Genomic DNA, 23729 nt, shown 5'->3' with positions numbered 1-23729 from the left:
GCGAGGTGAAATTATGGCCAAAGTAAGTGCCGTTGAAAAAAATAAACGTCGTGAGGTGATGGTGAAGCGTTATGCTGCACGTCGTGCACGTTTGAAAGCAATAGTGATGGATCAAAAGGTTTCTCTTGAAGAACGCTTTAAAGCTTCCGTTCAATTAGCAGAATTGCCACGTAATTCTGCAAAAGTTCGTGTTCGTAATCGCTGTGAGGTTTCAGGTCGTCCACGGGCTTATTACCGTAAGTTAAAAATGTCGCGAATTGCATTGCGTGAACTTGGCTCTGTGGGCCATATCCCTGGTATTGTAAAGTCTAGTTGGTAAGAGGAGATTATTCAATGTCTATGTCAGATCCTCTTGGTGATATGTTAACACGTATTCGTAATGCACTTGGTCGTAAAAAAGGCAAAGTGGTTACTCCGGCTTCGAAGCTTCGTGCACACGTTCTTGATGTTTTGCAGTCAGAAGGTTATATTCGGGGATATAATCGCGTTGATTTAGGTTATGGAAAAGCTGAAATTGAAATCGAGTTGAAGTATTTTGAAGGGTTGGCTGCTATTCGTGAGATTTCACGTGTGTCAAAGCCAGGTCGTCGTGTGTATGTTTCCGCTAAGTCGCTTCCGCAGGTGGCAAATGGTTTAGGTATTTCGATTTTATCGACTCCTAAAGGCGTTATGGCGGATCATGAAGCGCGTGAACAGAATGTTGGTGGAGAACTCCTTTGTCGTGTTTTCTAAGTTATGTCAAGAAAACGGAAGAAAAAGTAGGTTAGAACAATGTCTCGTATTGGAAAGAAACCCATTTCAATTCCTTCTGGAGTTACTGCTACTGTTGAAGGTCAGCTGGTTAAGGCAAAAGGTCCAAAAGGTGAGCTGAGTTACGTCGTCAATGATGAAGTCTTGGTCAAACTTGAGGAAAATATCATATCAGTTATGCCGCGGGATCAGTCAAAAGACGCGCGTTCTAAATGGGGTATGTCGCGCTCAATGATTGAGAACATTTTTTGTGGTGTGAAAGATGGTTTTGAAAAGAGATTGGAGATTAATGGGGTTGGTTATCGTGCTGCTTTGCAGGGTAAGGATGTCCAACTATCTCTGGGCTTCTCACATGATGTGGTTTATAAAGTTCCGTCGGGTGTGACTGTGACTGTTCCTAAGCCAACGGAAATTGTTGTTTCTGGAATTGATAAACAGCAAGTTGGACAAGTTGCAGCGGAGATTCGTGAGTATCGTAGGCCTGAGCCTTATAAAGGTAAAGGTGTTAAGCATGCAGATGAACGTATCTTCCGTAAAGAAGGTAAAAAGAAATAAGGATTTTGTATTATGGTTTCATCTAAGGACATTATCCAACGTCGTGCGAGGCGTGTTCGTCGTAGAATTAAAATGGTTTCTCATGATCGTCCTCGGCTTAGTGTTTATCGTTCAAATCAGAACATTTATGCTCAAGTTATCGATGACTTGCGGGGATGTACACTTGTTTCAGCCTCTACTCTTGAAAGTGATTTGAAAAAATCGTTAAAGAGTGGTGCTAATAAAGAAGCCGCTTTCGCTATTGGTAAGTTAATTGCTGAGCGTGCGAAGCAAGTTGGTGTAAGTGACGTGGTTTTTGATCGTGGAGCCTATGTGTACCATGGTCGTGTCAAGGCTTTGGCTGAAGCTGCTCGTGAAGGTGGTTTGAATTTCTAAATTTTCCTCTTTATGAATGTGTAAGGAGAGTTTAGAGTGTTTCGTTTAGGTTCTTCTGGTTTGATGAGGAGCTTTATTATCGTGCTTCCGGAAAAGAAAAAGGAATGAGGAATGGCACAAAAAGAACGTGGTGAGAGAGAAGAACGCGATAATGAATTTGTCGATAGGCTTGTTCATATAAATCGTGTTGCTAAAGTTGTAAAGGGTGGTCGGCGTTTTGGTTTTGCCGCTCTTGTTGTTGTTGGGGATCAAAAAGGGCGTGTGGGTTTTGGTCATGGTAAAGCTCGTGAAGTTCCGGAAGCTGTTCGTAAAGCAACGGAATCTGCAAAGCGTGGGATGATTTATGTTCCGCTTCGGTCTGGACGCACATTGCATCATGATCTTGAAGGTCGTCACGGAGCGGGGCGTGTTTTATTGCGTTCAGCTTCTGCGGGTACTGGGATTATTGCTGGAGGGCCGATGCGGGCTATTTTTGAAGCTCTTGGTATGCAGGATGTTGTTGCAAAATCATTAGGATCTTCGAACCCTTATAACATGGTTCGTGCAACATTTGATGCATTGAAACATCAAATGCATCCTCGAGATATTGCTGCTCAGCGTGGTATAAAATACTCAACTTTGCAGGCGCGTCGTCGCCATTTAGTTGATGTAGAAGGGTAGTTTCTGAGATTATCAGAAAAGGAATTAGGAAATGGTTCAAAAAAAATCTCAGAGTGGTAAAACTGTGATGGTAGAGCAAATTGGAAGCCCTATTCGAAAATCACAGATTCAGCGTGCAACCTTAAAAGGGCTTGGATTAAATAAGATGCGTCGGCGGCGTGTTTTAGAAGATACACTTTGTGTACGGGGTATGATTGCTCAGGTTCGGCATCTTGTTCGCGTTATAGATGAAGATTAAGGGTTGCAGGAGTATTAGATATGAAACTCAATGAATTGCGTGATTGCGAAGGCGCAACAAAAAATCGTAAGCGTGTTGGACGAGGTATTGGCTCGGGTATTGGTAAGACTGGTGGTCGCGGTGTCAAAGGACAAAGGTCACGTTCTGGTGTTTCCCTTAATGGTTTTGAAGGTGGGCAAATGCCTATCTATCGTCGTTTACCGAAACGTGGATTTAAGAATTTCTTCGCCAAAACCTATAATGAAGTTTCTTTGGGACGTATTCAGTCAGCCGTTGATGCAGGAAAGTTGGATATTGAAAAGCCTGTTGATATGATTGCTTTGAAAGAGGCTGGTATTATTCGTCGTAAAAAGGACGGGGTTCGTCTTCTTTCTGATGGTGATTTGAAAGCTAAGATTATCTTTCATGTTTCTGGAGCTTCAGAAGCTACTCGTGTTAAAGTTGAAAAAGTGGGTGGTCAGATTATTTTTCCTGATGTTGATCAATAATTTTTTTGATATGAGTAGAGATCTGAAGAAGGGTTATATATATTCTGCAAAATGTTTTGTGTGGAATTTTTTAAGTTCCGCATTTATTCTTGTATAAAGATATGAGTTTTAGGGTTATACTTCTGTGATTTAAAGAACTGGAGTGTGAAGTGGAGACGTTTTATGGCATCAGCAGCAGAGCAATTTGCTTCCAATATAAACTTCGGTACCTTTTCGCGTGCAACTGAATTAAAGAAACGCATCTGGTTTACTCTGGCGGCACTTCTTGTCTATCGTTTTGGCACTTATATCTCTCTTCCAGGTATTAATATTGATGCTTTACGGCAGACCTTTGAACATCATGCATCAGGTGTATTAGGACTCTTTAATATGTTTGCAGGAGGTGCTGTTGGGCGTATGGCGATTTTTGCGCTGGGTATCATGCCTTATATCTCAGCATCTATTATTGTACAGTTGTTAACATCTATTATTCCTTCTTTGGAGACTCTTAAAAAAGAAGGGGAATTAGGTCGTAAGGTTATTAATCAGTATACGCGTTATGTAACAGTTGTATTGGCAATTCTACAAGCTTTCGGTATCGCGGTTGCGCTTGAAAGCGGTATAGGGACAGGGCTTCAAATTGTTTTAGAACCAGGTCTGATGTTTCGTATCTCTTCTGTTATTACACTTGTTGGTGGGACAATGTTTCTCATGTGGCTTGGCGAGCAAATTACGTCACGCGGTGTTGGTAATGGGGTTTCTCTCATCATTTTTACAGGAATTGTAGCTAACTTTCCTTCTACTTTTGCTCAGCTTTTAACAGCTCATAGCCAAGCTGATTTATCAACTTTTCTTTTAATAGGGATCGTCCTTATTGCTATTTTGGTTATCGGACTTATTGTTTTTATAGAGCGTGCGCAACGGCGAATTCTTATTCAGTACCCGAAGCGTCAGGTTGGTAATCAAATGTTTCAAGGCGATATGTCGCATCTTCCTTTAAAGTTGAATACTGCTGGTGTTATTCCACCTATTTTTGCTTCATCTTTATTGTTATTACCAGCTACTATTAATAACTTTTCTGATAAAATGCCACAATGGGTTCAGGCTATTTCTTATTCTCTTGGTCATGGACAGCCACTTTATATGATCGTTTATGCATTTTTAATGGCGTTTTTCTGCTTTTTTTATACGGCGATAGTGTTTAATCCAAGTGATACTGCAGATCAGTTGAAAAAACATTCTGGTTTTATTCCAGGGATTCGTCCAGGTGAACGCACAGCCCAATATATTGATTACGTTTTGACACGTATTACTGTTGTGGGGGCACTTTATATCATCTTGGTTTGTTTGTTGCCTGAATTTATGATATCTGCATTACAGGTACCTTTTTATCTTGGGGGGACGTCCTTGTTGATTGTTGTTACTGTCACACTTGATACAGTTGCTCAAATTCAGGGATACCTTGTTGCTCACCAATATGAAGGGTTGATAAAAAAATCAAAACTTCGTGGAGGTAGAAGGAATCGATGAGGGTTATTCTTTTAGGTCCTCCTGGAGCGGGGAAAGGAACACAAGCAAAAATGTTGACTGAGGAATACAACATTCCTCATTTATCAACAGGGGATATGTTGCGTGAGGTGATTGCCAAAGAAACGGATACTGGTAAAAAAGCTAAAGCTATTATAAGTTCTGGTGCTTTGGTTCCTGATAGTATTGTTAATCAAATCGTATCAGATCGGATTGATGGAGCTGATTGTGTAAACGGTTTTGTTTTGGATGGATATCCGCGAACTGTGGGGCAAGCAGAAGCGTTGCAACAGATACTCGATTCAAAAAATATGCAGCTTAATGCTGTTGTTGAGTTGTGTGTTGATGAAGACGTGTTGATTGAACGTATGAAGAAGCGCGTTGAGGAAACAATAGCGGTTGGTGGACAGGTTCGTTTAGATGACAATCCTGTTGCTTTTGCAAAAAGATTAGTAGAATATCGTGAAAAAACGGCTCCCTTATCAAAATTTTATTCAGAGAGGGGAATGTTGAAGGTTATTGATGGAATGATTGGTGTTGCTGAAGTGACACGTATGATTAGAGGGTTTCTTTCATGAGATTTTTTTTAGAAATAAATGAAAAGAGTTGACTTTTGAGATGAAATCTATCAAAAGTGAATCTAATTTATTTTAGTGAAATAATAGGATTCGGAAGAATTTTTTTCTGAGTCTATTTTTTTCTGTAAGGTATATCAGGTATTTTATAACAATTTGTCAACATAACTAAGGAGAGTAGGCGTGGCTCGTATCGCTGGCGTCAATATCCCGACAAATAAGCGTGTAATTATTGCGCTTCAATATATCCACGGGATTGGACCAAAATTTGCTCAAGAAATTATTGAAAGAGTTGGCATTCCTTTGGGGCGTCGTGTGCATGAGCTTTCAGATGCTGAGGTGCTGCAGATTCGTGAGGCGATAGATCAGGGCTATCAAGTTGAAGGTGATCTTCGTCGTGAAGTGGCTATGAATGTTAAGCGTTTGATGGACCTTGGTTGTTATCGTGGATTGCGGCATCGTCGATCTTTGCCTGTCCGAGGACAGCGTACGCATACGAATGCTCGTACGCGTAAGGGGCCTGCTAAGGCAATTGCCGGTAAGAAGAAATAAGGGCCTTTGTGGAAGGTTTTTATATATTCTTTTTCTTGTTTGATTTGTTTGGCAAGGAAAAAAGGTGGAGCTGCTGATGTTACGGCAGTGATGAGATCGTTGAAAGGGAAATTATGGCCAAGGAAGCCACACGTGTTCGTCGTCGCGAACGTAAAAATATTTCATCGGGTGTTGTGCATATTAATTCAACATTTAATAATACAATGATTACTATTACTGATGCTCAGGGTAATGCAATTGCTTGGTCATCTGCGGGAGCTCAGGGGTTTAAAGGTGCGCGTAAATCGACACCTTTTGCTGCTCAAGTTGCTGCGGAGGATTGTGCAAGAAAAGCGCAAGAGCATGGTATGCGTTCTTTGGAAGTTGAAGTTTGTGGACCTGGATCAGGGCGTGAATCTGCTCTACGTGCATTGCAATCTGTTGGTTTTGTCATTACTTCTATTCGCGATGTAACACCAATTCCTCATAATGGATGTCGTCCGCGGAAAAGGCGGCGTGTTTAATTGGGTGTTGTTTTTTGTTGTCGGAGATTTCTCTGATGTTCACATTGGTCGTTACGATTGAATGGTAACGGAACTAAAGAACGGGAATAAAAATATGATCCAGAAAAACTGGCAGGAACTTATTAAACCCAATAAGGTTGAGTCATGTGCACATGATAATCCAAATATTATAAGTGTGATTGCTGAACCTCTTGAGCGTGGTTTTGGTTTAACGTTAGGAAATGCGCTTCGTCGCGTGTTGTTATCTTCGCTTCGTGGTGCTGCTATTACTGCTGTGCAGATTGACGGTGTCTTGCATGAGTTTTCATCGATTCCAGGTGTGCGTGAGGATGTTACGGATATTATTCTGAATATAAAAGAAATTGCGCTTCGTATGGAAGAAGAAGGGCCTAAACGTGTCGTTGTTTATAAAGAGGGGCCTGGTGTCGTGAAAGCGGGAGATATCAGTACAGTTGGGGATATGGAAATTCTAAATCCAGATCATGTTATTTGTACTCTTGATGAAGATGCTGAAATTCGCATGGAATTTGTTGTCAACACAGGAAAGGGGTATGTTCCATCTGATCGTAATTGTGCTGATGATGCGCGTATAGGGCTTATTCCAATTGATAGTCTTTATTCACCGATCCGTAGGGTATCTTATAAAGTAGAAAATACACGTGAAGGTCAAGTTCTCGATTATGATAAATTAACGCTCACGATTGAAACAAACGGTGCTGTTAATGGTGAGGATGCTGTTGCTTTTGCAGCACGCATTCTTCAGGATCAATTATCGTTATTTATTAACTTTGAAGAACCACAGAAGGAGCCTGTTGAAGAGGTTGATTCTGAGCTTTCTTTTAATCCTGCACTTCTCAAAAAAGTGGATGAATTAGAACTTTCAGTTCGTTCGGCAAATTGTCTTAAGAATGATAATATTGTCTATATTGGTGATCTGATTCAAAAAACAGAATCTGAAATGCTTCGGACACCGAACTTTGGTCGCAAATCGTTGAATGAGATTAAAGAAGTTTTGGCGTGTATGGGTTTACATCTTGGGATGGAAATTCCTGCGTGGCCGCCTGAAAACATTGATGATCTTGCAAAACGTTATGAAGATCAATATTAGAATTAGAATTTAAGGAGAGGGCTTATGCGCCATAGTAAGTCAGGACGCAAGTTGAACCGTACTGCCAGTCACCGTAAAGCGATGTTTGCAAATATGGCAACTTCGTTGATCGAGCATGAGCAGATTGTGACAACGCTTCCAAAGGCTAAAGAAATTCGTCCTATTGTTGAAAAACTCGTTACTCTTGGTAAGCGTGGTGGTTTGCATGCGCGTCGGCAAGCAATTGCAGCACTTCGTGATGCAGGAAAAGTTGCAAAATTATTTGATACGCTTGCGCCACGTTATGCATCACGCAACGGTGGGTATTTACGTATTATGAAAGCGGGGTTTCGTACCGGTGATAATGCGCCCATGGCTGTTATAGAATTTGTTGATCGTGATGTCGAAGCGAAAGGGGCTGGGGATCGCATTCGTATGGAGGCTTCTGAGAATGAAAAGGAAACTTCTTCGTAAAGTTTTTTTATTCTGTTGAATTTTTAAAGGCCGCCTTGTCTTGGGCGGTTTTTTTGTGAGCATTTTTAAGTTTGTTTTAGTTGAGAAATAGGTGCAGAGAGAAAATTATAGAATATTGAATTATTTTATTTTTATAATATTTATTGTTCAAATAGGTTGTTTTTATTCTCTATTATGAAATATTAATAGAGGTCCTTAATTTGCGGGGATGTGTTTTTTTATTCTATTAATCTTCAACAGAATGTGCTGATTTTAAAGGAGTGGATTATGAGGTATTCTTTTTGGGTGCGGATTTTTTTTGCAATTATGATGCAGATATCATTTGATCATGTATATGCTCATATCCCTCAAACACAAACAGAAATCACCCTTTCATTTGCTCCTTTAGTTAAAAAGACAGTTCCATCTGTTGTAAATATTTATGCAGCTCGACAAATTAGAGCACGATCACCTTTTGAAGGCGATCCATTTTTTGAGCAATTTTTTGGTCGTTTTCAAAATAAATTTCCTGTTCGTAAGCAATCGTCATTAGGGTCAGGGGTGATTGTTGATGCACGTGGTTTGATCGTTACAAATTACCACGTCATTAAAGATGCAAGCGAAATTAAAGTGGCTTTTTCTGATGGGCGGGAGTTTGAGAGTAAGGTCGTGCTCAAAGATGAAGCGACTGATATTGCAATTCTTGAAGTTAAGGAAAAAGATGCTCAATTTCCAGTTCTTTCTTTGGGAAATTCTGATGCTGTTGAAGTTGGTGATCTTGTTCTTGCTATTGGTAATCCTTTTGGTGTTGGTCAAACAGTTACAAGTGGTATTGTTTCAGCGCAAGCGCGTACACGTGTTGGGATTTCTGATTTTGACTTTTTTATTCAAACAGACGCAGCCATTAATCCAGGGAATTCTGGTGGCGCTTTAATTGATATGAAAGGTCAGTTAATCGGAATTAATACGGCTATTTATTCGCGTTCGGGTGGTTCTGTAGGGATTGGTTTTGCTATTCCAGTTAATCTTGTAAAAGTGATGCTTGATACTGTTAAACGCGGTGGAAAATATTTTGTGCCGCCTTATATTGGTGCTTCTTTTCAAAATGTTACACCTGATATTGCTGGTGGTTTAGGTTTAGAACGTCCCTATGGTGCTCTGATTATTGAAGTTATCAAAGATAGTCCTGCTGAAAAAGCTGGATTGAAAGTAGGTGATGTTATTTTGAGTGTGCAGGGGGTACGCGTTGACAGTCCAGATAGTCTTGGGTATCGTTTGATGACAGCTGACGTTGAGCATAGTCTTGCCTTGGAATATTTACGAAGTGGAAAAATTTTAAAAACACAAATAACAGTTTCATCGATATCAGAAACTGCATTTTTAAAATCTGAAAAAATTACGGGTGACAGTCCTCTTGCTGGTGCTGAGGTGTTAGATTTAACACCTCAAAATAGTCGACGTTTTCATCTTCCTATATCTGCAAAAGGGGTTGTGATTACCAATCTTGAGGAAATGAGCAATGCAGCTGGAATTTTTCAGTCAGGAGATATTCTACGTGTTGTAAATGGCCATAAAATTCAAACAGTTCATCAATTGAAAAAGGTTCTTATGCAAGGTCGCTCAAATATGTGGCAATTGGAATATGAACGTGATGGTATGTATATTCGCCAATTTATTCGTTGAGGTTTTTTTTGAAGAAAGATTTTTTTACTTCGTCGTTTGATTTTCAAGTTAATAAAAATCAGCCACTTGCAGAAAGAATGCGCCCTTGTTCTCTCAATGATGTTGTGGGACAAAAGCATTTGATTGGAGAGGATGGTTTGCTTTCACGTATGGCGGAAACTGGCTCAATTGGATCGATGATTTTTTGGGGACCTCCAGGGACGGGAAAAACGACTGTTGCACGTTTGTTAGCCCTTGAAACAAATTTCGCGTTTGAGCAGGTTTCTGCTATTTTTACCGGAGTTTCTGAACTTAAAAAGATTTTTGAAGTTGCGCAGAGGCGTTTTATATCTGGGGATAAAACACTTCTTTTTGTTGATGAAATTCATCGGTTTAATCGTGCTCAGCAGGATAGTTTTCTTTCTGTGATGGAAGAGGGTACTGTGGTACTTATAGGCGCAACAACCGAAAATCCTTCTTTTGAACTGAATGCTGCCCTTCTTTCGCGTGCACGTGTTTTAACATTTCTTTCTCATGATCATGAAAGTTTGAACCTGCTTTTGAGGCGTGCTGAAGAAGTTGAGGGAACATGTCTACCCTTGGATAATGATGCCAGAGACGCTTTGATAGAGATGTCTGATGGTGATGCGCGGGTTGCGTTAACATTGGCAGAGGAAGTTTGGTCTATTGCACCATTGGGAGAGGTTCTTGATGTTGTTGCTTTGCAAAAAATTATTCAGCGTCGTGCGCCCATTTATGATAAAGGACGAGATGGGCATTATAATCTCATTTCAGCGTTGCATAAATCCGTTCGTGGATCTGATCCTGATGCTGCGCTTTATTATTTGGCACGTATGTTGGATGCTGGTGAAGATCCTCTCTATATTGGGCGAAGGTTGGTTCGTATGGCTGTTGAAGATGTTGGTTTGGCGGATCCTCAAGCTCTTATCATTTGTAATGCAGCAAAAGATGCCTATGATTATTTAGGATCACCAGAAGGAGAATTGGCTTTGGCGCAAGCATGTCTTTATGTTGCAACTGCGCCAAAGTCAAATGCAGCATATCTTGCGTATAAAGCAGCACTGCGTTGTGCGCGCAAAAATGGCTCTTTATCACCCCCTAAGCATATTCTTAATGCTCCTACGAAATTTATGAAAGAAGAAGGGTATGGAAGTGGTTATTGTTATGACCATGATGAACCAGACGCTTTTTCAGGACAAGAATATTTTCCCGAAAAACTTGGGCGTCAGAGTTATTATAAACCAGTTGAGCGTGGTTTTGAGCGTGAAATTGTGAAACGTCTTGAGTGGTGGCAACAGTTGCGCAAAAAACGTAAAGATCAAAATAAAATTTGAGTTGAAATATGTTTTTTATTAATCTCAGATTTATTTTTTATCTCTTATGTTATTATATGAGAAATTTAGTTTATATTTTAAACATTTATTGCATTGCTTGTAGAGATTTTTTTATGATATCTTCATAATTGCATATTTTTTCAAATTTAAATATGTCATTCAACTTTTAAGCTGCTTTATTTTTTTTGGTTTTTATTAAATAATATATTGACTTATAATGATAATTGACTGTTTCGTAAGTTGAATAAAAGTTTCAAATACCGTAAATTTCTCTCATCCCAAGTCCGTTATTTGTTGAAGCAATCAGGTTATTCGGTTGCATGTTACAAGCAGGATTAGCGTGTGATAAAAACCGTACAAGAAAGGACTAAAAATTCCTCTTATGAATCGTCTCAAATGCCGAGAGCTGTCGCAACCTTAGGGGATGATAAATAGTGTAATGGTGCCAGCTTTCTCCTTCTATAGTGTAAAGATGGTGGCGTCAAAAAGTCTTACAGTATACCACATTCATAGGTGTTGTCACGAAGTGAGCTTGGAAGTTTTGAGAGGTGTTTCTTAAATTAAGTGTATGAATATGCAACACAATGGCGTTTTGCATCTTCGATGCAATATGGTGTGATTTTAATTGGTGATGCGTTTTTATGTGATCAATAGCGGGAGAATTCTAGTCTCTCAAGTATTTAATCAAAGGGATAAGCAGAAGGGCTATAGAACATTGTGTTGAAATTTAAATTGTTCCTTTTCTAGAGAGATATAAATGTGTTAACTTGCTCTCTTAGGAAGTATTGTTTTATTAGAATTTATTTTTTGTGTCATAAGATAAGCAATGCCAATTCTTTATTGTGATGCTCATGATATGTTATGGACATAAGGTGGGGATAGGAATGCAAATAGTCTGTGAAAATCTAAACTCAAGACTTTAGTTAAATTAAAAGTACAGTGTAAAATTTAAGTGTTAGATTATTTATGAATCGGTCAAGGATATAGTCGTGGATAAAACAAAAGCTCTCGATGCTGCTCTCTCACAAATTGAACGTTCTTTTGGTAAAGGCTCGATTATGCGTCTTGGGCAAAAAGAGCAGGTTGTTGAAATTGAAACAGTTCCAACAGGGTCATTATCCTTGGATATTGCTTTAGGGATTGGTGGATTACCCAAGGGGCGCATTGTTGAGATTTATGGACCAGAAAGTTCTGGGAAAACAACATTGGCTCTCCATGCTATTGCTGAGGCACAGAAAAGTGGTGGGATTTGTGCTTTTATTGATGCAGAGCATGCACTTGATCCTATTTATGCGCGTAAGCTTGGTGTTGATTTAGAAAATTTGTTCATTTCTCAACCAGATACTGGTGAACAGGCATTGGAAATTACAGAGACGTTGGTTCGTTCTGGTGCAGTTGATGTGCTTGTTGTGGATTCTGTTGCAGCTTTAACACCGCGTGCGGAAATCGATGGTGAAATGGGGGATGCTTTGCCTGGATTGCAAGCGCGATTGATGAGTAAAGCATTGCGAAAATTAACAGCAGCGATTTTTCGCTCTAATTGTATGGTTGTTTTTATTAATCAAATTCGCATGAAAATTGGGGTGATGTTTGGTTCGCCTGAAACAACAACAGGGGGAAACGCTTTAAAGTTTTATGCTTCTGTTCGTTTGGATATTCGTCGCATTGGGTCTATTAAAGATAGGGATGCAATCGTTGGTAATCAGACGCGTGTTAAAGTGGTGAAAAATAAATTGGCACCTCCGTTCAAACAGGTTGAGTTTGATATTATTTATGGTGAAGGCATTTCTAAAGTAGGTGAATTGATTGATTTGGGTGTTAAGGTTGGTATTGTGGAAAAATCTGGTGCATGGTTTTCTTATAATTCTCAGCGTTTAGGACAGGGGCGTGAAAATGCAAAGCAGTTTTTACGTGAACATGCGGAAGTTGCTACAGAAATTGAAGCAGCTTTGCGCCAAAATGCTGGTTTGATTGCCATTGAATTGTTAGAAAATGCAGGTTCAGAAAATACAGAGAGCGATGAAGCCATTTGATGGAGCGTTTTTTCATCTATAATTTTTTTCATTTAAGATTTTTTCTGTTTTTATTTGTTTGAGTTTTTAAATATACAGTCATTTTTTCTCAATTTTTTTGAACAAATATTCCATTCTTTGATTAAATTGACTCCATGCGTGGCAAAGAGGATATTTAATGAGGGGGATTTTTCTTTTATGGTTTTGTACTGTATTGAGCAGGTGTCGATATGAATAGTGTTAATAACATTCGGTCAACATTTTTGGATTATTTTCATCGTAATGGGCATAAAGTTCTTTCTTCTAGCTCACTTGTTCCACGTAATGATCCTACACTTATGTTTACAAATGCAGGAATGGTGCAGTTTAAAAATGTTTTTACTGGACTTGAAAAGCCCCCTTATAAGCAGGCAACAACGGCACAAAAATGTGTTCGTGCGGGTGGAAAGCATAATGATCTTGATAATGTTGGTTATACGGCACGCCATCATACATTTTTTGAAATGCTGGGTAATTTTTCTTTCGGTGATTATTTCAAAGAAGAAGCCATTTTTTTGTCATGGAACCTTTTAACAAAAGAATTTTGCCTGCCAAAAGATAAACTGTTGGTGACAGTTTATCAGAGTGATGATGTTGCTGCTGAACTGTGGCGTAAAATTTCAGGTCTTCCAGATGAAAAAATTGTCCGTATTGCGACGGCTGATAATTTTTGGGCGATGGGAGATACAGGACCCTGCGGTCCTTGTTCAGAGATTTTTTATGATCATGGTGATGAAATATGGGGCGGTCCTCCTGGAAGTGCTCATGAAGATGGGGATCGCTTTATTGAGATTTGGAATCTTGTTTTTATGCAGTATGAGCAGATTTCCAAGGAAGAACGTGTTGATTTACCTCATCCTTCTATTGATACAGGCATGGGGTTAGAGCGTATTGCTGCTGTTTTACAGGGTGTTCATGATAATTATGACATTGATCTTTTTCGTGCATTAATTGCTGCTTCAGAAGAAATTACAGGGATTGAGGCAAAGGGTGATTTTATTGCCAGCCATCGTGTTATTGCTGATCATCTTCGCTCGTGCGCATTTTTGATTGCTGATGGTGTTCTTCCTTCCAACGAAGGAAGAGGATATGTTTTACGTCGCATTATGCGTCGTGCTATGCGTCATGCCCATCTTCTTGGTGCTAAAGAGCCTTTAATGTGGCGGCTTTTGCCTGCTTTAATTCGCGAAATGGGACAAGCCTATCCTGAATTAGTGCGTGCTGAGTCTTTGATTTCAGAAATTTTGAAGTTAGAAGAAATACGCTTTCGTAAAACACTTGAACGAGGACTTGGTTTGTTAAATGAGGCGAGTAGTCTTCTTAAAGAGGGAGATCATTTAAATGGTGAAGTTGCTTTCAAGCTTTATGATACCTATGGTTTTCCGCTTGATTTGACGCAAGATATGCTTCGGCGTCGCGGAATATCTGTTGATGTTGATGCTTTTGATAAAGCGATGGAACACCAAAAAGAGGAAGCGCGTGCTCATTGGTCTGGTTCTGGTGAAGCTATAACGGAGACAATTTGGTTTTCTGTTCGTGATAAGGTAGGGGCGACAGAATTTTTAGGTTATGAAACAGAAAAAGCTGAAGGCATTCTTACAGCTCTTGTGTGTGATGGTAAAATTGTTGATCATATTTCTTCGGGGCAAAAAGCCATTCTTGTGGTAAATCAGACTCCTTTTTATGGTGAATCTGGCGGGCAAATTGGTGATAGCGGTATCATTTCTGGTGAAGATTTTGTTTTTGAGGTGTATGATACTCAGAAAAAGGGTGATGGTGTTTTTATCCATATTGGAGAAGTAAAATCTGGTCAGGCATCGAGGTCTGATTGTGTAGAATTAACCGTTGATGGTATTCGTCGTAAAAAAATTCGTGCAAATCATTCTGCTACCCATTTATTACACGAGGCTTTACGACAAATATTGGGGGACCATGTTACTCAAAAGGGCTCTCTTGTATCGCCAGATCGGTTACGTTTTGATTTTTCTCATCCAAAATCTGTTTCTTTGGAAGAATTGAAAAAAATAGAAGATTTAGCCAATGAGATTGTTTTGCAAAATAGTAAGGTCGTAACGCATCTCATGGACGTGGATGAAGCCATTTCTAAAGGAGCCATGGCATTATTTGGTGAAAAATATGGTGATGAAGTTCGCGTTGTTTCTATGGGGAAACAGTGTCACCAAGAGGGATTAAAAAAGCATTGGTCAATAGAGCTTTGTGGGGGCACACATGTGGAGCGAACAGGCGATATTGGTTTGATCCATATTGTTTCTGAAAGTTCTGTTTCAGCAGGGGTGCGTCGTATTGAAGCCTTAACTGGCCAAGAAGCACGTTTTTATCTTTGTCGCCAAGATGAGCGTATTCATGAGATCGCTGATCTTTTAAAAACGTCTTCTTCTGGTTTAGAAGAACGGGTGCGAATTTTGCTTGATGATCGTCGTAAACTTGAAAAAGAGTTGAATGATGTACGCAAAAAAATGGTGTTGAGTGGTGGTATAACAGAAAGTAGTCAAGATGATATTACAATCATTAATGGGCTTTCTTTTCTCGGACGCATTGTCAAAAATATTTTACCACGGGATCTTAAGGCATTCGTCGATTCTGGAAAAAAACAAATTGAGTCTGGAGTGGTTGCTTTTATTAGTGTTTCGGAGGATGGAAAAGGCAGTGCTGTTGTTGGCGTTACGGATGATTTAACGGATAAGTTGAATGCTGTTGATCTCGTTCGTATTCTTTCAGTTGTGCTTGGTGGTCGAGGTGGTGGTGGTCGTCCTGATATGGCGCAGGCTGGTGGTCCTGAGGGTAACAAGGCTGGTGAGGCATTTGCAGCACTAAAAGATTTTCTTGAAAAAATTTAAAAAGCAAAATCTTTTCTCATCGGTGTTTTTTACATTTTTATGTTGGATTGGTGTATAAGTATCACGAGTATCTGTCCGATGTCTTGCTGAAATCCAGATATAGCGTAATGGGGGCTTGTACAAAATCGTTAGAGATAAAAACAGTGTTTATCTTTATCATCATTGTTTCATTTGATTTTATGTTTTTCAAGAATTTTGGGAGTTACCTTTCAAAATAAGAAAGATTATGCAGCATTTTACACTTTGCTTTGTAGTATATTTTTACGAAGAAGAGCAGTCATTGTGCGGCTCTTACAGATTTTTTTAAAGAAACATCTCTATCCTATTTTATAAAAAGGAATATCGCATAAATTTAAAGAGGTATATTAATGTCTGATTTATTATGATGCTATTTACTCAATACATTGATTTATAATGATAATTTATTTTTTATATCTTGAGTAAGAGCTCCAAATATTCGTAGGATTTTCTCATTTTAAATCTATGTATATTGAATCAATCAAAATCATTCACAAGAATTGTTGTGAAAAATAGGCTTAGGAGTATTGAGAAATATTTCTTAAAAAAGCACGTGATGAATGTACAACACAATGACATTTTGTTCTTGGCGAGGGGGGCTTCTACAAAAAACATGATAAACAAAAGTGTGAAGCAATATGTCATATCCATTATTAAAAAAACACTGTTTTAGATAGTTTTGAAAGTTGTAAAGCTGAGTTAAAAGAAGATGGTAAAATTGGAAGCTTTTTTACCTTTGCATTTTCCTTAAATTCGATTGTATACTCATTAATATGCAAAGATATAGGCAATAATTTTGTTCCAATCGAGTAAAATTTCAACAGTAGAAAAAGTGCGAAATTTTGTTTTAATCTTTTTTCAAAGATCTCGCATCAAAAATGGATTGTGATATTCTTAGTAACCTTTTTATTTGTATCAATAAAGTATTTTTTGTGTATTGAAGAGGTATTTCTTACATGAGATTTGTGAAGAGTATCAATTTTATGATGCTATGGCTTCATGTAAGAGGATGACGTTTTCATTTTCTCCTTCTCTTTCTGGTGATTTGATTGTTAAACCACTGGCTTTTAAGAATTGAGAGAAACGGCCGCCTCTCTCGATTAATTCTTGAAAGCTTCCTTTTTCAATTAAATGACCATGTTCTAGAAAGAGTACTACATCAGCATTGCGTACTGTTGAGAGGCGATGTGCTATAATGAAAGTGGTACGATTATGGCTTATGCAATCAAGGGCATTTTTGACACGTGCTTCTGTTTCAACATCAAGAGCGCTTGTTGCTTCATCTAGAATGAGAATAGGGGCATTTTTTAAAACAGCGCGTGCAATTGCTAGTCGCTGTTTTTCTCCACCTGATAATTGAGATCCTCGTTCGCCCACCATTGTGTTATAATAATCAGCTTTTTTTAGAATAAAATCGTGAGCTTCTGCTATTTTTGCTGCTTCATAAAGTTCTTCATTCGTTGCGCTCGCTTTTCCTATTGAAATATTGTCATGAATAGTACGGTTGAAAAGACCTGAGTCTTGAAATACTGTTGCTAGAGATTTGCGTAAAGATTCGCGATTGATCGAGCATATATTTATTCCATCAATGGAGATATGCCCAAAGGTAGGGTCGTATACGCGCTGCAACAGATTGATCAACGTTGTTTTTCCAGCTCCTGTTGGTCCTACAATCGCAACAGTTTGTCCTGCTTTAACCTCAAAAGAAATATCAAAAACACCTTGAGAAGAATTTGGAAATTTATAGGTCACGTGATGAAATTGTATGGTGCCTTTAACATTTTGGAGGGAGGGAAGATTCTGCGGTTCGTTGATATGAAAGGTTGAGTCTTCCATTTCAAAAAACTCTTGCAGTTTTGCTTGTGAGGATATTGCACAATTAATAAAATTGCTCATTTGGTCTAGGCGGCTAATCATGAGTTGTGCAAATCCAACAAAAGCAACGACGTCACCTACTCGTAATTGACTTTTTGCAACAAAAAAAGCTCCAAGGAGAAGAACACAAACGATTGAAATCGTTGAAGCCATTCGATTTAAGCCACTGGCGAGCGCCCACCAATTGAGAACAGGGTTTTGTGCTTTAAGCAGAGCATTTGTATGTTGGTGCAGTATGAAAGTTTCTTCTTTTATTCGGTTATAACTTTGTACAATGGAAACATTAGAGATTGAATCACTGACGTGTTTAAAAAGGTTATGATGATAGCATTCTACAGCGGCTTGTCCGTCTTTTGTTTTTCGCATCACTAAACGTGCAATTAATACATAGATGATGGCAAGCACAACCAAGACTATTGAAAGGCGCCAATTCATATTAAAGGCTATGGGGATGAGAACCAATAAGGCGACAAGCGTTGAGAGATGTTGTCGCATAAAATCAAGCCATATGGTTGACATGGAATCTATAGCGCGCAAAAGTGTATGGAGTGCGTTAGACGTTCCGCGTTGTTGATGCCAAATTAACGGCATGGCAATGATACGTTCGAAAGATTCTGTTAAAACCGTTAAGCGACGTTTATGGGCTAAGCGGTCTGCACCGCGAGCAACAAGGACATAAGCGATAATATGTGAAAGTCCAAAACAAACCCAAATGGCAAGAGTAGAGATGATACCTGCTTTTTCTGTAATAGAATCGATAACCCGTCCAAATAAAATAGGTTCTGCAATGGTGATAATCGCTAACATAACATTAGCGGTACAGATTAAAAGGGATGCATTTTTTTCTCTGTTTAGGTAAGTGAGAACACGTGCATAGGTTTTGAATAAGGACACTGTTAATTATCTCCATTCGCTGTTAAGCGTAAAGGCTATTGATTTTTTTATAACGCTTAATTTTTAGCTAATAAAATTTGGACGTTAAGAAAAGGCAATTTTGGATACTAACTGTAATATGGTGTGATAAAGCCAACTAAAATATGAATTTTTGTGTTTATATTTGTGCTTATAAAGGCGCAAAAATAGATCAATAAAATTATCAGGCAAGGGAACTTTCATGGCAGGCGTAGAAATAAAAAAAGTTGAGGCAGATGAAGATGGAATGCGCTTAGATCGCTGGTTTAAAGTGCATTATCCAGGACTTGGTTTTGGAGTCTTGCAAAAACTGTTGCGTTCTGGTCAGATACGGGTTGATGGTGGACGTGTTAAAGCCGATACGCGTCTTTGTATGGGACAGGCTGTCCGTATTCCACCTCTCCCTATTAATGACAAAGAAAATCTTTCAATAACGGATAAAACACTTCATGGGCAGGATGATGGGACCGTTTTGAAAAAAATGCTGCTTTATGAAGATCCAAAGGTATTTGTTTTTAACAAACCTGCTGGATTGGCTGTCCAAGGAGGCTCTGGTTTAACACGTCATATGGACAGTATGCTTGAGGTATGGCGCAATAAAAAAGGTGAAAAGCCGCGTTTGGTTCATCGTCTTGATCGTGAGACGTCGGGTGTGCTTATTGTTGCGCGATCAAGGGGAGCTGCTCAGTCCTTAACAGCTGCTTTTAGAGCGCGAGAAACAAAAAAGACTTATTGGGCGTTGGTTCGGGGCGTACCTAAAAAAAAGCAGGATAAAATTTCAACGTGGATGGTTAAGGAAATGACTGCACAAGGTGACAAAATGCGTGTTTGTGAACATGGGGAGCCAGATTCACATCATGCGGTTTCCTACTATCGCGTTTTAGATACGCGAGGGCGGGCTCTTTCGTGGCTTGAAATGGAACCCTATACAGGGAGAACACATCAGCTTCGTGTTCATGCTGCCCATATGGATCATCCTATCATTGGCGATTCAAAATATTTTTTTTCTGATAGTAATTGGACATTACCAGGAGGAATTCAAAATCGTCTTCATCTTCATGCACGTCGTATTCGTATTCCTCATCCTTCAGGAGGAATATTGGACATTGTTGCACCTTTACCACCTCATATGGTTCAAAGTTTCAATCTTTTGTCTTTTAATGAGAGTGATGCTGAAACAGAGTAAAAAAGCTTCGTTTATCCTTTTTGATTGGTAAAAATTTTGTCTATAAATTTGATGAGATGGATAGGGCTTCATTTGAAGAGAGCTTTAGTAATCGCTATGAGAAAATGGTGTTTTTGAGTGATGAATTTTGAAATATCATAAATTTTCTTTCTACAGTTCTTTATCCATATTGATTGTATTATTATCTCTAGATAAGGTGTATCGTTTAATAATCTGAGTTGATGAAGCTGCTCCTTTGAATTTATCTGTAGGGCTGTATATTGGGGAGGCGTGTCTGTTGAGGAAGATGAATGAGATAAAATCTGAAGGATATTTGCTGAAATGTGTAAAGGCGCTTTTTAATTTTTCATGGGAGATAAAGGAGGCATTTTATAGTAATGCTGAGGAAAAGTAGCCTCTCAAAAAAATCCTGTTGTTAAGGAGGTTTGTTTTGTTATCAATGTGATTTGATATACTTATGATAGATTTACTATTTGTACCTTTGCTTACACCATGAAGATTTATTAACAAAGCTCTCCTTTCGATGATCAATTATTTTTCTACTTACTTTATTTATCTGAATTTGTTCGAAAGATTTTCTTTCGTAAAAGAAGAAACAACTTTTAGCATTCTTAATGCTTTATTTCAGTGAATGCATCAGATTGAAGAAATATGCTATACCAAAAATTGGAGATTAAAGCTTTAGGTGCGTTTATTGCTCTTTAGGAGGGGGAGAACATGGTCGTTTTTTCCAGTGAAAAAACAGATATTCAAAGATTATGGGAACATTCCAAGAGGGGATAAGTTGAAATGAGGAGTGACTGATGGGATCATTATTGATTGACGTTAATAACGTCTCAAAAATATACCGTAGCATGGACAGAGGAACTTCTTTCAAAAACAGAGTGCTTTCTCTCTTTAAGCCAGTATATACGAATTATCACGTGCTGAAAGATATCAGTTTTACCCTTTTTTCAGGACAATCTCTTGCTATCCTCGGAGCTAACGGGGCAGGTAAATCAACACTGATTAAAATACTTGCTGGTATACAATTCGTTGATAAGGGAAGTGTTAAAGTCTTGGGATTTAATCCGTATAAAACCAAGAAAGATCTGTTTAGACAGTTGGGTGTGGTCTTTGGTCATAAGAGTTGTTTATGGTGGGATTTACCTCTACGTTACAGTTTGGATATGGTGCAACCCTTATATGGTATTGAACGAACCTCTTTTATCCGCGACCTTAAAGAGATTGCAGAGTTGCTTGGTATTGCGCATATCATGGACAAGCCAGTGCGAATGCTGAGTTTGGGTGAGAGAGTCAAAAGTGAATTGGCATTTAATTTATCTTTTAGACCTAAATTATTGTTCCTAGATGAACCAACTATTGGTCTTGATATTACTTCTAAGCATGAAATTAGGGAGCTACTTACAAAACTTAAAAGAGAGCGAGGGATGGGATACATCATCACAAGTCATGATATGGGGGATATTGATGGTTACGTTGATGATATTCTTCTCTTGCATAAAGGAAACAAACACTTTTACGGTGATATTGATGCATTTAAAAATATGCTTCCTTCTTTGGTGAAAGTGACATTTTTTTGTGAACACTTGCAGGCGCTTTATGCTGTTGTAAAGAGAATGGATGAACTTTCGTTAAAATTGTCCGCTCCTTTAAAAAATAAAAAACTGAACAATGAAGAATGTTCATTGGAAATTTCGTTACCTCGTGGAGATTATTCGCATTTCATACGGGAAATGACAACTAAATTCAACTGTACGTTTTCTGTGTCCACTCCCTCATTTGAGGAGATGCTCCGTGTTAAATTTAAAGAATTTATTTAATTATTGTTTTGGCATGTTTTTTTATGCAAGGAATGGATTACTCTCTATTCTAAGTGATAGAGCCATGTTTTTTACTGATATTGTCATTGGGACACTTTCGCCATTTATTATTCAACTTCTATTATGGAATGCACTTTTCTCTGATATGGGAAACACCATAAATGGCTTTAGCTTTCATGATATGATGTATTATTATGCTTTTGCTTTAGTCTTAGGACGTTTAAATAATGGTTATAATGTGATTAAGTTTTTTTCTCATCATGTTAGGGAAGGTCAATTAGAAGTCTATCTCACAAAACCCTTTAGTTATATGACACAAATACTTTTTACTTTTTTAGGAGAGAGTGTATTATATTGCATTCCGTTATTGGCTCTTTTTGTTGCAAAGCTTGTTTTATCCTATGAAAATATTCTGGGATTGGTCATCTCTTTTCTGTTCTTTTTTCTGGTTGTTATTCTATCACAATTGCTTTGTTTTTTACTCTCTTTCGGGATTGCCTTATTAAGTTTTTGGGTGATTGAGTACAATATATTACTCTCTTTCAGTATTCTCAGTTCAGCGCTTCTTGGGGGTGTTCTTTTACCACCATCTTTTTGGCCGGTGTGGCTTATTCCGCTCATGCAATTTAATCCTTATCGTTTCATGATATCAGCTCCTGCCGAGTTTTTCGCGACGCAAAATTTAGCGTTGTTTCAGCAGTTTTTTTTCGGAAGTTTTGCTTATATTTTGTGTCTTTTATGCTTAATTCATATTGCTTGGAATAAAGGAATGAAGATGTATTATGGAGCGGGCGGTTGAGATGAAAATAATCCTTCATTTTATCAGCCTGAATATCTGCCGACAGATTGTTTATGGTAAGAATTTGGCTGGGGAGTTTATTCTTTCTCTATGCTATTATTTTATTCAATTCATATTTATTGATAGAATATCTTCTTTTTCAGGAAAGATTGGTAACTATAGCAGAGATGAAATTCATTTTATCTTTGTTGTCTTTGTTTTACTTGGGATATTTTTGAATATTTTTACTCATTCTATTGAAACGTTTTTTGAAAAAGTAGCAGATGGTAAAATTGAACCCTACTTGATAAAGCCTGTTTCAATCTGGTTGTTGATGTTGTTTGGTTGGTGCAAACCACTTAATCTGATAAAGCTATTTGTTCTTTATGTTAGTGCCTATTTGTTCGTATCATTACCGGATATGTATGATCTTAAGCTCAGATGGATCTCTTTTATTGTTGCAATATTTTGTGTTTTTATCGTCAATATTTGTTTTTTCATGATGTTTAATTTTGTGACATTTATTATTAGCCGTAAGATGCCTGTCGAATATTTTCATGAAATGATTTACGAGCTTTCATTTGTACCAATAGGAATTTATCCCTCAAGCATTGTAAAATGGCTTTTGTTTATGCTTCCCATGGCTTTTTCTGCTTCTTTTCCTGTATCCCTGTTACTTGGTAAAGGCGAATGGAATATTGGATATCTTCTGTCGAGCACTTTTCTTTCTATAGTCATGACTTTCATAATCTATAAGAAAACAATTATTAAATTTAATGGATTAGGGGGATGATATAAAAATCATCATGATTATAAAAATAAAAAATTGAGTGAATAATTCTATTATAGCGTAGATTATCGTTATTTATGCTGGTGGTATAGGGCATGTAAAATTTACACATGAGGATTTTTATTAGACATATTCATGCATAAAATCAGTTGTATTTCTATAGCTATGAGCAAAGAATTTACAATAAAAATCAGAGAATTAAATTTCTTGGTTTTAGATTAGTTTGAGTTTAGATGGCTGCTTGATGACACAAGCCAATGGTAAGATGGTGTACAATATTAGTAGTGTTTTCTCATCTGAGCAAAATTTATTTTTGTTACGTTTATAATGCTAAAAAATTGTCAAAGATGGGTAATTTTTATATGTGCAAAATGTGGTTATTCGTGCGGATTTTGTTGGTACATTCAATATATTATTACGTGGATGAGTTTTTGCTTAAACAATAAGAAAATTGACAGAATAAAGCTTTTAAGTTGCCCGATAGAAAGCTAAGAGCTTCGCCAAACAACATGATAGCAATTATCAAGACAACAATCACATAGAGATTTTTCAGCATGCTGAGCAGTCAAAATTCAGTTAATAATTGCTTGGAAATAAAAGGATCCACTAAGCAAAGCGGGCAAAAACGATGGTAATGCAACTGAGTTCAATAACATAATTAAATATATTTATTTGTTGT

The 23729-nt window shown here is 38.0% G+C and carries 22 protein-coding genes; 21 read left to right on the top strand and 1 reads right to left on the bottom strand.

All coding sequences use genetic code 11. From position 1 onward, the window contains the following. Window positions 1-13: 13 nt before the first annotated feature. The 17 genes from rpsN (at window position 14) to alaS (ending at window position 15668) form a co-directional block, all read left to right on the top strand. Complete coding sequence (rpsN, locus tag ACFIM8_RS04225) at window positions 14-319, top strand: 30S ribosomal protein S14 (RefSeq protein ID WP_375606712.1); 306 nt, start codon at window positions 14-16, stop codon at window positions 317-319. A gap of 14 nt (window positions 320-333) precedes the next feature. Then, window positions 334-732 carry a 30S ribosomal protein S8 gene (rpsH, locus tag ACFIM8_RS04220; protein ID WP_375614557.1) on the top strand — a complete coding sequence of 133 codons (399 nt, stop codon included), beginning with the start codon at window positions 334-336 and terminating at the stop codon, window positions 730-732. Window positions 733-771: 39 nt separating this feature from the next. Continuing rightward, a complete protein-coding gene (gene rplF, locus ACFIM8_RS04215) occupies window positions 772-1305 on the top strand; it encodes a 50S ribosomal protein L6 (RefSeq protein WP_273791413.1) in 534 nt (177 codons plus the stop codon). A gap of 12 nt (window positions 1306-1317) precedes the next feature. After that, entirely contained in the window at window positions 1318-1680 is a 363-nt protein-coding gene (rplR, locus tag ACFIM8_RS04210; protein ID WP_375606710.1) for a 50S ribosomal protein L18, read from the top strand. Window positions 1681-1791: 111 nt separating this feature from the next. Further along, a complete protein-coding gene (rpsE, locus tag ACFIM8_RS04205; RefSeq protein ID WP_005773287.1) occupies window positions 1792-2340 on the top strand; it encodes a 30S ribosomal protein S5 in 549 nt (182 codons plus the stop codon). A 31-nt stretch (window positions 2341-2371) separates the two neighbouring features. Then, on the top strand, window positions 2372-2578 hold the full coding sequence (gene rpmD / locus ACFIM8_RS04200) for a 50S ribosomal protein L30 (protein ID WP_375606709.1): 207 nt from the start codon (window positions 2372-2374) through the stop codon (window positions 2576-2578). A gap of 20 nt (window positions 2579-2598) precedes the next feature. Continuing rightward, complete coding sequence (gene rplO, locus ACFIM8_RS04195; RefSeq protein ID WP_375614556.1) at window positions 2599-3066, top strand: 50S ribosomal protein L15; 468 nt, start codon at window positions 2599-2601, stop codon at window positions 3064-3066. A 162-nt stretch (window positions 3067-3228) separates the two neighbouring features. Continuing rightward, the gene (secY, locus tag ACFIM8_RS04190; RefSeq protein WP_375606731.1) at window positions 3229-4575 is read left to right on the top strand and encodes a preprotein translocase subunit SecY; all 1347 of its coding nucleotides are present in this window, start codon (window positions 3229-3231) and stop codon (window positions 4573-4575) included. Further along, entirely contained in the window at window positions 4572-5150 is a 579-nt protein-coding gene (locus ACFIM8_RS04185) for an adenylate kinase (RefSeq protein WP_375606707.1), read from the top strand. The genes secY and ACFIM8_RS04185 overlap by 4 nt, the downstream gene beginning before the upstream one ends. A gap of 180 nt (window positions 5151-5330) precedes the next feature. After that, the gene (gene rpsM / locus ACFIM8_RS04180; RefSeq protein WP_026500557.1) at window positions 5331-5699 is read left to right on the top strand and encodes a 30S ribosomal protein S13; all 369 of its coding nucleotides are present in this window, start codon (window positions 5331-5333) and stop codon (window positions 5697-5699) included. Window positions 5700-5812: 113 nt separating this feature from the next. Continuing rightward, window positions 5813-6202 (top strand): 30S ribosomal protein S11, encoded by a 390-nt coding sequence (rpsK, locus tag ACFIM8_RS04175; protein WP_007347762.1) that lies wholly within the window; start codon window positions 5813-5815, stop codon window positions 6200-6202. Window positions 6203-6296: 94 nt separating this feature from the next. Next, window positions 6297-7310, top strand: a complete 1014-nt coding sequence (locus tag ACFIM8_RS04170; protein ID WP_375606706.1) for a DNA-directed RNA polymerase subunit alpha — start codon at window positions 6297-6299, stop codon at window positions 7308-7310. A 24-nt stretch (window positions 7311-7334) separates the two neighbouring features. Further along, a complete protein-coding gene (rplQ, locus tag ACFIM8_RS04165; protein ID WP_375606705.1) occupies window positions 7335-7763 on the top strand; it encodes a 50S ribosomal protein L17 in 429 nt (142 codons plus the stop codon). Between the two features lie 267 nt (window positions 7764-8030). Further along, window positions 8031-9425, top strand: coding sequence for a DegQ family serine endoprotease (locus tag ACFIM8_RS04160; protein WP_375606704.1), 1395 nt, complete (start codon window positions 8031-8033; stop codon window positions 9423-9425). A gap of 8 nt (window positions 9426-9433) precedes the next feature. Then, entirely contained in the window at window positions 9434-10759 is a 1326-nt protein-coding gene (locus ACFIM8_RS04155; RefSeq protein ID WP_375614555.1) for a replication-associated recombination protein A, read from the top strand. Window positions 10760-11748: 989 nt separating this feature from the next. Beyond that, on the top strand, window positions 11749-12792 hold the full coding sequence (recA, locus tag ACFIM8_RS04150; protein ID WP_375606702.1) for a recombinase RecA: 1044 nt from the start codon (window positions 11749-11751) through the stop codon (window positions 12790-12792). Between the two features lie 209 nt (window positions 12793-13001). After that, window positions 13002-15668 carry an alanine--tRNA ligase gene (gene alaS, locus ACFIM8_RS04145; RefSeq protein WP_375614554.1) on the top strand — a complete coding sequence of 889 codons (2667 nt, stop codon included), beginning with the start codon at window positions 13002-13004 and terminating at the stop codon, window positions 15666-15668. A gap of 999 nt (window positions 15669-16667) precedes the next feature. Here the strand turns inward: alaS and ACFIM8_RS04140 are convergent. Beyond that, window positions 16668-18455 (bottom strand): glucan ABC transporter ATP-binding protein/ permease, encoded by a 1788-nt coding sequence (locus ACFIM8_RS04140; protein ID WP_375614553.1) that lies wholly within the window; start codon window positions 18453-18455, stop codon window positions 16668-16670. A 220-nt stretch (window positions 18456-18675) separates the two neighbouring features. Between ACFIM8_RS04140 and ACFIM8_RS04135 the strand changes: the two genes are divergently transcribed. The 4 genes from ACFIM8_RS04135 (at window position 18676) to ACFIM8_RS04120 (ending at window position 23053) form a co-directional block, all read left to right on the top strand. Beyond that, the gene (locus ACFIM8_RS04135) at window positions 18676-19659 is read left to right on the top strand and encodes an RluA family pseudouridine synthase (RefSeq protein ID WP_375614552.1); all 984 of its coding nucleotides are present in this window, start codon (window positions 18676-18678) and stop codon (window positions 19657-19659) included. Window positions 19660-20462: 803 nt separating this feature from the next. Then, on the top strand, window positions 20463-21482 hold the full coding sequence (locus ACFIM8_RS04130; protein WP_375606698.1) for an ATP-binding cassette domain-containing protein: 1020 nt from the start codon (window positions 20463-20465) through the stop codon (window positions 21480-21482). Next, window positions 21457-22281 carry an ABC-2 family transporter protein gene (locus ACFIM8_RS04125; protein WP_375606697.1) on the top strand — a complete coding sequence of 275 codons (825 nt, stop codon included), beginning with the start codon at window positions 21457-21459 and terminating at the stop codon, window positions 22279-22281. The genes ACFIM8_RS04130 and ACFIM8_RS04125 overlap by 26 nt, the downstream gene beginning before the upstream one ends. Then, on the top strand, window positions 22265-23053 hold the full coding sequence (locus tag ACFIM8_RS04120; protein ID WP_375608634.1) for an ABC-2 family transporter protein: 789 nt from the start codon (window positions 22265-22267) through the stop codon (window positions 23051-23053). The genes ACFIM8_RS04125 and ACFIM8_RS04120 overlap by 17 nt, the downstream gene beginning before the upstream one ends. Window positions 23054-23729 lie beyond the last annotated feature (676 nt).

Source organism: Bartonella sp. AC535YNZD (assembly GCF_042196625.1).
Classification (GTDB): Bacteria; Pseudomonadota; Alphaproteobacteria; order Rhizobiales; family Rhizobiaceae; genus Bartonella.
The sequence above is the reverse complement of the archived record's forward strand: the minus strand, read 5'-3'. Positions and strand labels throughout refer to the sequence as shown.

Excerpts from the sequence above, each read along its gene's own strand:
- rpsN (WP_375606712.1), top strand. The coding sequence starts at position 14 with ATGGCCAAAGTAAGTGCCGTTGAAAAAAATAAACGTCGTGAGGTGATG.
- rpsH (WP_375614557.1), top strand. The coding sequence starts at position 334 with ATGTCTATGTCAGATCCTCTTGGTGATATGTTAACACGTATTCGTAAT.
- rplF (WP_273791413.1), top strand. The coding sequence starts at position 772 with ATGTCTCGTATTGGAAAGAAACCCATTTCAATTCCTTCTGGAGTTACT.
- rplR (WP_375606710.1), top strand. The coding sequence starts at position 1,318 with ATGGTTTCATCTAAGGACATTATCCAACGTCGTGCGAGGCGTGTTCGT.
- rpsE (WP_005773287.1), top strand. The coding sequence starts at position 1,792 with ATGGCACAAAAAGAACGTGGTGAGAGAGAAGAACGCGATAATGAATTT.
- rpmD (WP_375606709.1), top strand. The coding sequence starts at position 2,372 with ATGGTTCAAAAAAAATCTCAGAGTGGTAAAACTGTGATGGTAGAGCAA.
- rplO (WP_375614556.1), top strand. The coding sequence starts at position 2,599 with ATGAAACTCAATGAATTGCGTGATTGCGAAGGCGCAACAAAAAATCGT.
- secY (WP_375606731.1), top strand. The coding sequence starts at position 3,229 with ATGGCATCAGCAGCAGAGCAATTTGCTTCCAATATAAACTTCGGTACC.
- ACFIM8_RS04185 (WP_375606707.1), top strand. The coding sequence starts at position 4,572 with ATGAGGGTTATTCTTTTAGGTCCTCCTGGAGCGGGGAAAGGAACACAA.
- rpsK (WP_007347762.1), top strand. The coding sequence starts at position 5,813 with ATGGCCAAGGAAGCCACACGTGTTCGTCGTCGCGAACGTAAAAATATT.
- ACFIM8_RS04170 (WP_375606706.1), top strand. The coding sequence starts at position 6,297 with ATGATCCAGAAAAACTGGCAGGAACTTATTAAACCCAATAAGGTTGAG.
- rplQ (WP_375606705.1), top strand. The coding sequence starts at position 7,335 with ATGCGCCATAGTAAGTCAGGACGCAAGTTGAACCGTACTGCCAGTCAC.
- ACFIM8_RS04160 (WP_375606704.1), top strand. The coding sequence starts at position 8,031 with ATGAGGTATTCTTTTTGGGTGCGGATTTTTTTTGCAATTATGATGCAG.
- alaS (WP_375614554.1), top strand. The coding sequence starts at position 13,002 with ATGAATAGTGTTAATAACATTCGGTCAACATTTTTGGATTATTTTCAT.
- ACFIM8_RS04135 (WP_375614552.1), top strand. The coding sequence starts at position 18,676 with ATGGCAGGCGTAGAAATAAAAAAAGTTGAGGCAGATGAAGATGGAATG.
- ACFIM8_RS04130 (WP_375606698.1), top strand. The coding sequence starts at position 20,463 with ATGGGATCATTATTGATTGACGTTAATAACGTCTCAAAAATATACCGT.
- ACFIM8_RS04120 (WP_375608634.1), top strand. The coding sequence starts at position 22,265 with ATGGAGCGGGCGGTTGAGATGAAAATAATCCTTCATTTTATCAGCCTG.